The sequence below is a fragment of the Haloquadratum walsbyi J07HQW2 genome (genome assembly GCF_000415985.1).
In the GTDB taxonomy this organism is placed as follows: Archaea; Halobacteriota; Halobacteria; order Halobacteriales; family Haloferacaceae; genus Haloquadratum; species Haloquadratum walsbyi_B.
Genome location: NZ_KE356561.1, coordinates 1118167 through 1131091 on the forward strand (window position 1 = coordinate 1118167; position 12925 = coordinate 1131091).

12 protein-coding genes are annotated in these 12925 nt (G+C 45.5%); 5 read left to right on the top strand and 7 right to left on the bottom strand.

Going from position 1 to position 12925, the window contains the following annotated elements:
- The first annotated feature begins 106 nt into the window (after positions 1-106).
- Positions 107-706, top strand: coding sequence for a GNAT family N-acetyltransferase (locus J07HQW2_RS05080; protein ID WP_021054323.1), 600 nt, complete (start codon positions 107-109; stop codon positions 704-706).
- Positions 707-855: 149 nt separating this feature from the next.
- Here J07HQW2_RS05080 and J07HQW2_RS05085 read toward each other — a convergent pair whose 3' ends face one another.
- Positions 856-1104 carry a DUF8142 family protein gene (locus J07HQW2_RS05085; RefSeq protein ID WP_394324631.1) on the bottom strand — a complete coding sequence of 83 codons (249 nt, stop codon included), beginning with the start codon at positions 1102-1104 and terminating at the stop codon, positions 856-858.
- Positions 1105-1314: 210 nt separating this feature from the next.
- A complete protein-coding gene (locus tag J07HQW2_RS05090; protein WP_021054325.1) occupies positions 1315-1722 on the bottom strand; it encodes a DUF7520 family protein in 408 nt (135 codons plus the stop codon).
- A gap of 131 nt (positions 1723-1853) precedes the next feature.
- Here J07HQW2_RS05090 and cdd point away from each other — a divergent pair, with 131 nt between their 5' ends.
- Positions 1854-2276: a cytidine deaminase gene (cdd, locus tag J07HQW2_RS05095; RefSeq protein WP_021054326.1), complete on the top strand. Its 423-nt coding sequence runs from the start codon at positions 1854-1856 to the stop codon at positions 2274-2276.
- A 103-nt stretch (positions 2277-2379) separates the two neighbouring features.
- Here cdd and J07HQW2_RS19910 read toward each other — a convergent pair whose 3' ends face one another.
- Entirely contained in the window at positions 2380-2637 is a 258-nt protein-coding gene (locus J07HQW2_RS19910) for a ZIP family metal transporter (protein WP_021054327.1), read from the bottom strand.
- 95 nt (positions 2638-2732) lie between these two features.
- Complete coding sequence (locus J07HQW2_RS05100) at positions 2733-3338, bottom strand: ZIP family metal transporter (protein ID WP_021054328.1); 606 nt, start codon at positions 3336-3338, stop codon at positions 2733-2735.
- Between the two features lie 211 nt (positions 3339-3549).
- Here J07HQW2_RS05100 and J07HQW2_RS05105 point away from each other — a divergent pair, with 211 nt between their 5' ends.
- Both J07HQW2_RS05105 and J07HQW2_RS05110 read left to right on the top strand, forming a co-directional pair.
- Positions 3550-4374 carry a nucleoside phosphorylase gene (locus J07HQW2_RS05105; protein WP_021054329.1) on the top strand — a complete coding sequence of 275 codons (825 nt, stop codon included), beginning with the start codon at positions 3550-3552 and terminating at the stop codon, positions 4372-4374.
- Positions 4375-4544: 170 nt separating this feature from the next.
- Complete coding sequence (locus J07HQW2_RS05110) at positions 4545-5741, top strand: NAD(P)/FAD-dependent oxidoreductase (RefSeq protein ID WP_021054330.1); 1197 nt, start codon at positions 4545-4547, stop codon at positions 5739-5741.
- Positions 5742-6111: 370 nt separating this feature from the next.
- On the opposite strand, the gene J07HQW2_RS05115 is transcribed toward J07HQW2_RS05110, so the two are convergent.
- On the bottom strand, positions 6112-6645 hold the full coding sequence (locus J07HQW2_RS05115) for an Rrf2 family transcriptional regulator (protein ID WP_021054331.1): 534 nt from the start codon (positions 6643-6645) through the stop codon (positions 6112-6114).
- Between the two features lie 81 nt (positions 6646-6726).
- On the opposite strand from J07HQW2_RS05115, the gene J07HQW2_RS05120 reads away from it, so the two are divergent.
- Positions 6727-7644, top strand: coding sequence for an NAD-dependent epimerase/dehydratase family protein (locus J07HQW2_RS05120; protein WP_021054332.1), 918 nt, complete (start codon positions 6727-6729; stop codon positions 7642-7644).
- 124 nt (positions 7645-7768) lie between these two features.
- On the opposite strand, the gene gyrA is transcribed toward J07HQW2_RS05120, so the two are convergent.
- Both gyrA and gyrB read right to left on the bottom strand, forming a co-directional pair.
- Entirely contained in the window at positions 7769-10333 is a 2565-nt protein-coding gene (gene gyrA / locus J07HQW2_RS05125) for a DNA gyrase subunit A (RefSeq protein ID WP_021054333.1), read from the bottom strand.
- Positions 10333-12894, bottom strand: coding sequence for a DNA topoisomerase (ATP-hydrolyzing) subunit B (gene gyrB / locus J07HQW2_RS05130; protein WP_021054334.1), 2562 nt, complete (start codon positions 12892-12894; stop codon positions 10333-10335). Before gyrB ends, gyrA begins: the two co-directional genes overlap by 1 nt.
- Positions 12895-12925 lie beyond the last annotated feature (31 nt).

A 12925-nucleotide genomic window follows, 5' to 3' on the forward strand; every position in this document is an offset into this window, starting at 1 on the left:
TGCATCTGAGCGTCAATGATAAAATAAAAACATGAACTCAGTATCTGCGCACGTCGGGAGAACCCACAATGTATTTTCACTCTGATACCATACTAAATTCTATACTATGTATGTCCGGGACGCAAAAAATCGTGATGAGGCCTGGTTACTCGATTGGATTGAGGAGGCAGAGATTGGAGATCCAGCCTTTCGGTCCCGGGATTATGTGATTGCACTCAATGAAGAGACATCTCGGAAGGCTGGATTTGGTCGAATCCGAAGTCACAGTGATGATGACGAAACGTTCTGTGAACTTGCGTTAGTCTTTACATTACCAGTATGGCGTAATCAGGGCGTTGGTGCACACGTTATTGAGCGGCTGGTCGCAGAGGCAGCCGATGAACAGCATGAGACAGTGCATGTATTTACCACTGATCCTGGATATTTCACCATGTTTGGATTTAAACCACAAGAATCAGCTCAACTTGACTCACATATAAAAACTCGATTTAGGACCGCGCGTGAAAATCGGGAAAGTGACGATGATCAGCTCGTAGCACTCTCGATTAATACCGATGAGTTGAGTATTCCACAGCAAATGCGTGAACGGTTCAAGCAGGCACGTCCATCGGATGAACCCGCTGAAGGTGAAGTCGTTATCGAAGAGACAGCTGAAGATTTCGGTATTGACCCAACAGAAACAACGTATAAATATGACACTGGTTAGCGTGAGCTTCTTTACTTTAGGTCCCAGGGACTTGTCTTGACCGCCAATAAACTAAGATAACAATTCCGCTTGCAGCCTGGTGTGGACATCAACTGTCTCTATTAGTCAATATAAATATCCGCTCATTAGATAACGTAGTCATCCTAAAACTATGTTCGATCAGAAAGAAAGTCTGTACTGAAGACAATGTATGCAAGAACACTACAGAAAAGAATCGGGGGTAAAATCGCAAATGCCCACAACGGTTCAATCCCCCATCCAAGTAACAATACGAGATTACCAAGTCCAATCGCAAGAAATGGGGCAACAGCAATGGCTGCTCGTCGTCGATTGTGCCCACCACTATCTGACCCCAGTGGTGCATCTGGGTCAAATGATGATGTTCCGTTAGCATCTATTTCCGACTTTGTCATTTGCTTTTGAGTGGTCACTTCACGTCCTGCGGTAGTGTCAACTTTGATGCTTCGATCCGCATTCGTGCTTGTATTTTCTTCCGGTGATGATCGAGAATTCATGAGTTCGATATATTCTGTAGTGAATAAAAATATGGATTATTTGTGTCTACGCGTTAGCATCTGAGTTATCTGTCTCAATCCCATTTATTTTTATTAATTGTGGTCGGTATCAGTCATAACGTCATTGTTATCCTCAATTCGTGACGCAATCGAGACAAGTCCAAAGAGCATACTAAGAAGAAAAGTTGAGACGATAATTCCATACAATGAGAGGGAAACTGGGGTTGTAGGAATTGTCACACTCATATTAAGAATCTGAGTGCGAGCCATAGTCTGTGGAGCATTACTACCGACAAGCCATCCAATCCCAGCTGAAAGAATGATAACAAATCCACCAAGTCCGAGGAGAATCTGACGACCAAGTCCTGGTTGTCCCTGTGGTGATTCTGACTGTGTCATTGAATCACCTGTGGATGATCCTTTAGTAGTCACAGTTGACTCAGTATCGGTATTTTCGTTCGTATCATGTGATGTTGGTAGCCCTGTCTCCTCGGCGGACATTATTAACCCTTGATACACAGACAGCGGGTATATGCCGTTCGACTCCCGAGCGTGCAGAAATTGTTGAAATACTGTTGAGAGAGCTCATAATCCACGGGGAACAATTTAACCCTTGCATACAAAATCAGCTGATGATGAGCAGTGACCACGCGTTGATTACCCGCGCTCGTACGGCATTTCAATCAGCATATGTGCCATACTCTGAGTATCGTGTCGGCGCCGCAGTTGAGACGGCCGATGGTTCGGTGTATACGGGATGTAATATCGAGAATGCAAACTATTCAAATAGTCTTCATGCCGAGGAAGTCGCAGTTGCCGCAGCAATACAAGATGGTCAAGACACATTCAAACGTATCGCGGTCGCTTCAGCCGCACAGGATGGTGTAACGCCTTGTGGAATGTGTCGACAAACACTTGCAGAATTCGCCGACGGTTCACTTAAAATCCTCTGTGATGAAGGAGGAGGAAATGTCAAGACCTATACGCTCACAGAGTTACTCCCAAAGACGATTTCAGAGGAAACGCTCAAAGATGCAAACGATACGATGCATTGACTTTGAAATCACTATCAGTGTCTGATTAATGCTACGTCTTGTGATAGTAGATCGAAGTACTATTTGCTATCGTTGGAACTTGATCTCGTCCGAGTAATCACAATCAGAATAATACTAATGGAAGCATCACAACCACGCTGACAAATGTTTCGACAGTAAATTCACGATACCTACCGCCATCGACATTCTGTCCGATCTCAAGTACCTTTGGAAGGAATTCTGTAATAACGAGAAAAATCATCCCACCAGCTACAAACCTAAATCCGAATGGGAGAAATATTCTTGCCCACGATACGAAAATAAAAGTGATGACAGCAGTAATGAGTTGTGGTAATAATGAGAAGATGGCGGCTGCGACCATTCGCCACTCACTGACATCTAGTGATCGTAATGTGATGGAGACAGCAACCCCCTCCGGAATATTGTGAATAGAAATAGCGATTGATATAAAAACCGTTAATACCGGAACGGTAAAGCCAGACAGTACAATCGCTTGATTAAATCCAGTATAGGCAAACGGCACTCCAACGGTGACACCCTCTGGGAATGAGTGGATGTCAGAACTCCAAATATCAGCAGTAGTTTCTTAAAATCCGCATCCACAGCAGCGATTGAAAGTGCCGATGAGTCCATTTTTTTGATAGCCTCATCGTTGTTGTTATGACACTGGGTTGTGTCCACAATAGGCCTAGTATCATTACTTGTCGCTGTCCCACCACCTGCATGTGTGGAGTGAGCAGGTGATTTTGAAGTAGTCATTGCTGCCTCAGAGTCAATATTGATCTGGTCAGTGACAGCGTCTGCGAGAATCATTAACATGACTCCTGTAACTGCACCAGCAATCAACAGGCTTGGAAATCCTTCTGAAGCAGAAACCCCCTCAGTAATAAGTCCAAGTCCTGAGGCAGAAAGCATAATGCCTGATGCAAGACCCCAGAGAATGACATTCCAGCGGTCGCTGATCTCATCGAATAAAAAGAGTGGAATTGCACCAATACCGGTTGCCACGGCGGTCACTAGTTCAGCAACAAAGACAAATTCAATCGCGGTGAGCGTTATCATACTAACTTATCTCATATTGATGACGAGTGGTTTCTTATCATAAATATCAGTATTTCGGTGGAATATTGCTTCGACCCAGATATGTCACAGAATCACCCCAGAGTATAGCATAATTATAAACATTTTATATTTTATTTATTGCCCCGTCGATAATGTGATTACATATCTAGGTATACGACAATATATTGTCGTCTGAGACAATGTACAGTGCATGGACGATAGCGAGGATCCTAACGATGATGAGCAATATCATCTTGAGATCACGGCGAATGATATCGCTGATACGGTTTTGCTTCCGGGAAATCCGGGTCGGGTAGAAACAATTACTGAAATATGGGACCAAGCAACAGTGTATGGTGATCACAGAGAATTTCGAACAGCGACCGGAACGTATCAAGAAACACCAATTTCAGTTACGTCGACAGGGATCGGTGGTCCTTCTGCGGCTATTGCAATCGAAGAGCTGGCACGGATCGGAGCTGAGACATTCATCCGGGTAGGGTCTTGTGGTGCGTTGTCCGCTGACGTTGCCGTTGGTGATCTTATTATTTCTTCAGGAGCAATCAGACAAGAAGGAACGTCGGCGGAGTATGTGCGCGATGATTATCCGGCAGTCGCCGATTATGAAGTTATCTCCGCGCTCACCGCCGCCGCGGAGCAACTTGGTCATGATTATCATGTTGGTGTCACATTGAGCACTGATTCGTTTTATCCGGGACAGGACCGACCAGGGTTCAACGGATATACCGCACCAGGATCTGGGTCACTCATCGAAGAACTCAAACAGCTGAACGTGATGAATATCGAAATGGAAGCTGCTACGTTACTCACCATTGCGAGTCTATATCAGCTCCGCGCGGGAGCCATATGCACTGTCTATGCAAATCGAGAGACCGGAGAGTTTCAAAGTGGTGATGACACAAAGGCTGCGGAGACCGCAACTCTTGGATGTCATCTCTTAGCGGAAATGGATGCGGCAAAACGGTCAGCTGGAGTTGATCAGTGGCATGCTGGACTCTCGATTGAATCCGAATAAGAGGCTGTTCTAGTATCAAAGTAATATACGCTTATTGCTTTTATCTATCATGTATTTCTGTTATATATATGACTCATATATCAATATTTTTGCTGGCTGAAAGCCTATTACTGTTGATTTGTCCAACTCGTTCCGCAGTTGATTTATTCGATAACGTGTAATGTTTAAATATGAGCACACAGGTCGTCGTCGTAGGGGCTGGGTATGCGGGCACCGGTGCTGTAAATCGTCTTGAGGACGAACTTGGACCAGATGCTGAACTCACGTGGATTTCAGAGAACGATTATCATCTCGTTTTACATGAGGTTCATCGCTGCATTCGTGACCCAAGCGTTGAGTCAAAGGTTGCAATCCCGATTGATGATGTTAAGACATCAGAAACAGACTTTCAGACGGGTCGGGTAACAGATGTTAACGTTGATGACCGCACTGTTGAGGTTGACAATGGTGAAGAAACAATTGGGTATGATTATTTGCTATTAGCTATCGGGTCAGGGACTGCATTCTATGGTATTGATGGTCTGAAAGAACATGCTCACGAACTCAAAGGTCTTGATGATGTACGAGCGATTCACTCTGACGTCGCTACCGCTGCGAAGGAGGCGACTCAAGAGAACCCAGCAGAAATTATTATTGGAGGGGCAGGTCTCTCAGGCATTCAGACAGCCGGAGAGATTGCAGAATATCGTGACGAGCATCGTGCACCAATAGAGATCACACTTGTTGAGGGTCTTGATGAAGTATTCCCAGGGAACGATACAGAATTGCAAGGAGCCCTCAGAGAGCGGTTAGAAAAGCGTAACGTGAATATACTCACTGGAGAGTTTATTTCAGAAGTTGACTCGGAGAACGTGTATGTCGGTGGCGACGATGATAGTGATCCGGAGGAGCTATCTTACGACACGCTCATCTGGACAGGCGGGATAACTGGTCAAGATGAGGTTACTGATGTTGAAGTTGACAAGGATGACCGATCACAGCGCGTGTTCGCTGGTGCGGATTTCCAGACATCAACTGACCGTGTTTTTGCTGTCGGTGACACAGCACTTATTGAACAAGGATCTGATTCAGTCGCACCACCAACGGCACAAGCCGCATGGCAAGCTGCTGAAGTAGCTGGTGAGAACGTTGCACGAGCGATCAATGGAGAGCCGCTTCAGACGTGGAGACATGATGATAAAGGGACCGTCATTTCTGTTGGCGATGATGCTGTTGCACATGGTGTTAAATTCCCTGTGCTCGGTCAACTACCAATTAATGTCTTTGGTGGTACAGCGGCTCGAACGCTCAAAAAGGGAATCGCTGCCCGCTGGATTGCTGATGTCGCTTCGACTCGCCATGCGCTCGAAGCATGGGAAAGCATGTAAATAATCTGGAGTTACCGCTGATAGCCCGGCAATAATCTCACTGATATCATAGTATATGTTGCGATATACTACGTGATAATTCAGAACACGTGTTCAAAATATGTCTTTAGAAATTACTGATAACAGCCGTTCACTACCTATATTTATACTGTGAGTAATCAGATGAACAATAAGTGAGTGATAATATAACACCTCATTCATTCGATCAGTTCTTATGATGAATAGATAATCTATTATTGGATATATGATACTTTTTCTACTTATTACTTCTTTTAAATGCTGCTTGTCCTGTGGGTCCTGAGAACTGACAAGGCGACAGGAAAATACTACGGTAGATATAGAAATTAGGAGACTCTAGTACAGACAGAACTTAATGTGACGTCTCGCCAGCAGGTGCACGCATGTCGTCGATCTGGAGAATAAGGATATTACTTGTATCGTCCTTGCCATCGATTGTTCCCTCAATAATGAGTTTTGAAAGTGGCGTTGGACCGACTGTCATCGAATCACCCTCATGAAAGTCGCGGACAGAGCCTTGAATATGAACTTCTGCACGACAGAGTTCAGGATGGTGTACAGATGAGAGATCAATTTCTTCAACATTTGCGTTGTCAAGCTCTTCGTTCTCATGGAATAATGGAACAAATGCCGGGTTCTCCATCTGATTGACATCAAGTGCCTCATATGCATTTGCCGTTGGCTTGTATCCCCCTTTTGGACCTGGCACGCCTTCAACAAGTTGCAATGCTTTTAAACTCTGCATCTGGTTTCGGATTGTTCCGGGGTTACGGTCTACCTCACCCGCAATGGTTTCACCCTTTACAGCCTCCTCATCGTCTCGATGAAGATTAATCAGTGCCGTTAAGATAGTTTTCTGGCTTGATGTTAGCTCTATTGATGACATAACTAATCATTTACTATAGACGGTATTAAATCCGGTGGATGATTCGATATCAATTTGTGACTCCTATCATAGATATAGTATATGCGTGACAAACGTGTTCTTGTAACTGGCGGAGCGGGTTTTATTGGCTCAAATCTGGCGAATCATCTTGCAGAAACCAACGATGTCGTAGCTGTAGATGATCTTCATCTCGGAACACCGTCAAATCTCAATGAAACAGTGAACTTTGTAAATGCTAGCGTGCTTGAAGATGAGCTACCAACTACTAAGATCGATGTTGTGTTTCACCTTGCTGCATACTCATCATACACAATGGTCGAAGAAAACAAACGACAAGCAACCAGAGTGAATGTTGAAGGATTCGTCAATACTGTTGAGCAAGCACGTGAGGATGGATGTCAAACAGTCGTGTACGCATCAACCTCATCGATATATGGTTCGCGGACGGAGCCATCGCCAGAAGATCTACCAATTGAAGCACGAACATGTTATGAGGCATCAAAATTAGCTCGTGAGACCTACGCGGAGTATTTTAATCATCACTATGACATGACACTTGCAGGACTGCGGTTTTTTTCTGTGTATCAAGGGTACGGAGGTGCAGAAGAACATAAAGGCGAGTACGCAAATACTGTCGCACAGTTTGCGGAAAAAATCGCAAATGGCGAGCGACCAGCGCTCTTTGGGGATGGGACACAAACACGCGATTTCACACATGTTGATGATATCGTCCGCGGAATCGAGTCCGCTGCCGAATACGACCTACAGGGGATTTATAATCTTGGCACGGGCGAAAGTTATGATTTCAATACCATGGTCGATATGATCAATGACGAACTTGGGACCGATATTGATCCTAAATATATTGAAAATCCACTTGATGTGTATGTTCATGATACGATGGCTGATAGCACAAAGATACGCGAGGCGACTGGGTGGACTCCTGAAATTACATTTGAGGAGGGTGTCTCACGAGTTTGTGAAGCATATCTAGATTGATCTACTGTGAGAGATGGTGATGGTGATGGTGATTGCGATTGCTTACTGGAGAAAATATCGTAGGAGATATTTCATTATCGCTGCAGTAAAAATACCGTTGATCAGAACTCTGTCAGGGCGTTAATTATTGAGCCGGTGTTGTTGACGCATTCTTGCTTTCACTCTTATTATCATCCGTTTCCGATGTGTTATCTGCGTTTGGATGAATGTCAACGCTTGCAACAGTATCATTCGTATCTAGATCCATGACAATGACTCCCGATGTGTTTCGACCGACCGTTGAGATATCGCTGACGGGGGTTCGGAGGATCTGCCCATTGCGGCTCATAATAAAGAGTTCACTATCTGCTCCGACTGTCTCAACTTCACAAACACGACCGTTGCGGTCGTTTGTCTTGATATCAATGAGCCCTTTACCATTACGAGATTGTTGTCGGTACCGATCAATGTTAGTCCGCTTGCCATATCCATGTTCGGTCACGGTGAGGACCCACTCATCACGGTCCTCATCGATAGCAGCAAGCGCGGCAACGGCGTCGGTATCCTCAAGTTTGATTCCATGAACACCGCGAGCTGACCGTCCCATCGATCTGACATCGATCTCATCGAATCGAATAGCCATCCCTTTGCGGGTCCCAAGGATGATATCCTGGCTTCCATCTGTCACCTCAACATCAATAAGTTCATCATCAGCATCAAGATCTATTGCGATGATACCCGTTGCTCGGATATTCTGGAAGGAATTTACACTCGTTCGTTTAATATACCCTGATTGGGTTACCATTGTAAAGTATCGCTCATTACCATTATCAATATCCATCTCAGCGGTATTGACAACAGCAGTGATCTCTTCACCATCATCCAATTCTAAGAGATTTACTGCTGACTTTCCACGAGCAGTCCGTGACATTTCTGGAATTTGATATGTCTTGAGCTGATATACTTGCCCATGGCTGGTGAAATACAGTAGATAATCATGCGTATTTGCAACATATACTGATGATACATTGTCACCATCTTTCAGTGATGTCCCGATGATACCTTTTCCACCGCGATGTTGACTACGGAAGTCTTCAACTGACATCCGTTTTATATAATCGTCTTCAGTAACGACGACAATGACATTTTCCTGTTCAATTAAGTCCTCATGCGTAACTGCCCCATCATCCTCAATTATGCTTGTTCGTCGTTCATCAGCATACCCATCGCGGATCGTAGCGAGTTCATCTTCAACAACAGCATCAAGCTCATCAGGGTTGCTGAGGATTGTTTGAAGACGATCAATACGCTGTTGAACAGATTCATATTCGTCTTCAATCTCGTCGGATTCAAGTGACGTGAGCGAGCCGAGTTGCATCGCAACGATATGGTTCGCCTGAGCTTCAGAGAAATCAAATGTTGGTAATGGCTCACTGTGCTCATCCGATTCAACAACGTGCTCACCACGAAGTGCAGCCTTTGCACTGTCACGATCTGTTGAGTTTCGAATAATATCGACAACATCATCAGCCTGCTTGAGGGCACGAAGTCGACCCTCGAGAATGTGCGCACGGTCGCGTTTTTCACCAAGTTCATACTGTGATCGACGACGAACAACAGTGCGGCGATGCTCAAGATACTCATGGAGTGTTTGTTTGAGTGTGAGCACCTGCGGTTGTCCATCAACAAGTGCGAGGTTGATCACTCCAAATGTCGATTCCAAATGGTGTTCGAGTAATTGGTTTTTCACAACATCCGGATTTGCGCCTCGCTTGATTTCAACAACAACACGAATCCCATCTCGGTCGGATTCATCTCTGAGATCGCGAATGCCTTCGATTGTCCCAGCGTTAACGTTATCAGCGATTCGTTCGACCAATCGTGCCTTGTTTGTTTGGAACGGTAGTTCTGTTATGACGATCCGATCATCTTGGACATTGAATTCCGCACGAACACGGAGTCGTCCACGCCCGGTTTTGTATGCTTTATGAATTGCATTCTGTCCAACGATGTTTGCACCAGTTGGAAAGTCCGGACCTTTTACATGACTCATCAGGTCCTCAATCGTACAGTCAGGATTATGAATCAGATGAATTGTTGCATCAATTACCTCACCAAGATTATGTGGTGGAATGTTGGTCGACATCCCAACTGCAATCCCGGATGATCCATTAACTAAGAGATTTGGAAACGCTGCCGGAAGCACGGAGGGTTCTGTGAGTCGATCATCGTAATTTGCTGTGAACTCAACGGTGTCCATCTCAATATCGTCCAACAACTCCTCAGCAATTGGCGACATACGTGCCTCGGTATATCGCATCGCTGCCGGTGGATCACCGTCAACAGAGCCAAAGTTTCCTTGCCCATCGACAAGTGGATATCGCATCGAAAAGTCCTGTGCCATCCGTGCAAGCGTATTGTAAATCGCGGAATCTCCATGTGGATGGTAATCACCCATCGTTTCACCGACAATTGATGATGACTTACGATGGGCAGATCGAGCGGAAATTCCCGATTGATGCATGGCATACAGGATCCGTCGATGGACAGGTTTGAGTCCGTCACGAACATCCGGGAGCGCTCGACCCGCAATAACTGACATTGCGTAGTCGATATACGACTGTTCCATTTCCCGCTCAATTCGTGCTGTCTCAACCTCAGCAGCAATTCCTGTCTCAGGATCAAATCGTTCGGGAGCGTCTGAACTCATTAAATATCCACCCACTCAGCGTCTGTTGCCCGATCTTTGATGAACTGCTTTCGCGGTTCGACGGCATCACCCATCAACACTGAAAACATCTTATCAGCAGCAGCAGCATCCTCAACTGTAATCTGTTTAAGAACGCGATTTTCGGGATTCATCGTTGTTTCCCACAACTGTTCTGGATTCATCTCGCCAAGTCCCTTGAATCGTTGCACTTGAGTTGGATTGCCATCGCAAACCTCCGAGATAATCTGATCACGTTCTGATTCTGTCATGGCATCATACGTCTCACCATTATATCGAACTCGGTACAGTGGTGGTTTAGCAGCATAAACATACCCTGCTTCAACAAGTGGACGCATATGTCGATATAGCAGTGTCAACAGCAGAGTTCGAATGTGTGCCCCGTCAACGTCGGCGTCACTAAGGATAATTAAACGATTATATCGAGCATCATCAACATCGAATTCATCACCAATCCCAGCGCCAATCGCAGTGATGAGTGCACGGACCTCATTATTTTCTAATATCCGATCAAGTCGGTGTTTCTCGACATTAAGTATCTTCCCCTTCAATGGGAGGATAGCTTGGAAGCGCCTATCACGTCCCTGTTTCGCACTATTGTGAACAAATACCCCCGATGAAAGTGCAAAGTTGTGGGTTGTAGGGACTTCAATGTCATATACATCTGTTGTCTCTGTAAGCTGCTTAACGGAGGCAACAGTGTGGTTGTGTACATCTGCACGCTTTGATGTTTGAGGGGTCTCGGTCTGCGGTTCTGATTGTGAATGGGGATTTAATTGCACGTATTGGGTCATATCCACCGCATTATCCGCCTCATGTGTCCGGTTATATCGTTCAGCAATCCGATATGTTGACTCCCAACCATCTTGATCTGACGGCTGCTTTAGCATCTCATGGGTATTCCTATGAGCGCCGACAGTGACCGTTTCAGCCGTACGTCGATACAGTGGCATCAATGATTGACCCTCAACAAGATTCTGTGCTTCACAATAACTTCCATCGCGAAGCATGAACTCATGATCTGGTGTACACCGAATTGTCTCACCATTATCGAGCGTAACCCGTAGTAATGATGCGTTTTTCTGTGTGAGACGTGGATTCGTGATCTCTTCAATCCTGATTCGACCATCATCGTCAATGGTATAGCAGTAATGCGTCTCACCACGTTCGTATGCGTCAACGAGTGATTCAAACGTGATTGAACCCCCAGATGCAAGTGCAATTTCGGTATCACCGCTAAAGCATCCACCAGCACTATCTCCTTCAACAATGAATAACTCGGATTCAGCCGGATCCCGACTTTGACAGTCAGCGAGTTTTCCGGGGAGCGATGTTGATTCGAGTGCGGATTTCCGACGCGTTAGTTCTTCAGCCTGTTTTGCAGCCTTTCGAGCCTTCGCAGCCTCAACAGCTTTCTGTACGATAACTTTGGCAACATCGGGATTTTCCTCAAGATATGTGCCGAGTTGCTCGTGTGTTGTCGATTCAACGATGCCTCTCACATCGCTATTTCCAAGTTTTGTCTTTGTTTGTCCCTCAAACTGTGGATCTGGGTGTTTTATTGAGACAACAGCAGTGAGTCCTTCACGGACATCCTCACCCTGTAATGAATCAAAGTCGCTGAGAAGATTATGTTCGCTTCCATAGTCATTTATTACTCGCGTCAGTGCTGTTTTGAATCCTGTGAGATGTGTCCCGCCCTCGCGGGTATTGATGTTATTTGCAAAGGCATGAATTGAGCCTTGAAGCTCTTCGGTGGCTTGCAGTGCAACTTCAACCTCAATCCCATCCTCTTCATTTTGATAATGAACAACTGAGTCATGAAGAACAGTTTTTGTCTCGTCAAGATACTTGACAAATTCGCGGATCCCACCATTGAAGCAAAACGTGCGATCGACGCCCTCGTTCTCGTCAGTAAGACAGATTTCGACACCAGAGTTCAAAAAGGCGAGTTCACGAAGACGATTTTCGAGCGTTGAGAATTCAAAGACTGTCGTTTCAAATATATTTTCACTTGGCCAGAATTGGATTGTTGTTCCGGTCTCTTCACCAGGTTCAAGATCTCGAACCCGCTCAAAACTATCAGGCTGAGGTTCACCGTGCTCGAACCGATCTCGCCAAAGAGCACCGTCACGTTTGATTTCGACTTCAAGCCACCGTGAAAGTGCATTAACGACAGAGACCCCAACACCATGTAGTCCTCCCGATACCTGATATGATTTATTATCAAACTTCCCGCCGGCATGGAGAACAGTCATAATGACCTCAACGGCAGGGCGATCATATTGTTCATGCGTATCAACGGGAATTCCGCGGCCATTGTCCGTAACCGAGACTGAGCCATCTTCATGGAGTGTCACATCAATCTGGTCACAGTGGCCAGCAAGTGCCTCGTCGATTGCATTATCAACGACTTCGTAGACGAGATGATGGAGCCCCCGTGAGTCCGTCGAACCGATATACATTGCCGGGCGTTTTCGCACTGCTTCCAGACCCTCCAAAACCTGGATATCGCCGGCTCCGTATTCTGTTTCATGCGACATTAATCTATTTGTATTAAGCCATCTTTATTCA

Excerpts from the sequence above, each read along its gene's own strand:
- cdd (WP_021054326.1), top strand. The coding sequence starts at position 1,854 with ATGATGAGCAGTGACCACGCGTTGATTACCCGCGCTCGTACGGCATTT.
- gyrB (WP_021054334.1), bottom strand. The coding sequence starts at position 12,894 with ATGTCGCATGAAACAGAATACGGAGCCGGCGATATCCAGGTTTTGGAG.
- J07HQW2_RS19910 (WP_021054327.1), bottom strand. The coding sequence starts at position 2,637 with ATGGTCGCAGCCGCCATCTTCTCATTATTACCACAACTCATTACTGCT.
- J07HQW2_RS05120 (WP_021054332.1), top strand. The coding sequence starts at position 6,727 with ATGCGTGACAAACGTGTTCTTGTAACTGGCGGAGCGGGTTTTATTGGC.
- J07HQW2_RS05115 (WP_021054331.1), bottom strand. The coding sequence starts at position 6,645 with ATGTCATCAATAGAGCTAACATCAAGCCAGAAAACTATCTTAACGGCA.
- J07HQW2_RS05110 (WP_021054330.1), top strand. The coding sequence starts at position 4,545 with ATGAGCACACAGGTCGTCGTCGTAGGGGCTGGGTATGCGGGCACCGGT.
- gyrA (WP_021054333.1), bottom strand. The coding sequence starts at position 10,333 with ATGAGTTCAGACGCTCCCGAACGATTTGATCCTGAGACAGGAATTGCT.
- J07HQW2_RS05090 (WP_021054325.1), bottom strand. The coding sequence starts at position 1,722 with ATGTCCGCCGAGGAGACAGGGCTACCAACATCACATGATACGAACGAA.
- J07HQW2_RS05100 (WP_021054328.1), bottom strand. The coding sequence starts at position 3,338 with ATGATAACGCTCACCGCGATTGAATTTGTCTTTGTTGCTGAACTAGTG.
- J07HQW2_RS05080 (WP_021054323.1), top strand. The coding sequence starts at position 107 with ATGTATGTCCGGGACGCAAAAAATCGTGATGAGGCCTGGTTACTCGAT.
- J07HQW2_RS05105 (WP_021054329.1), top strand. The coding sequence starts at position 3,550 with ATGGACGATAGCGAGGATCCTAACGATGATGAGCAATATCATCTTGAG.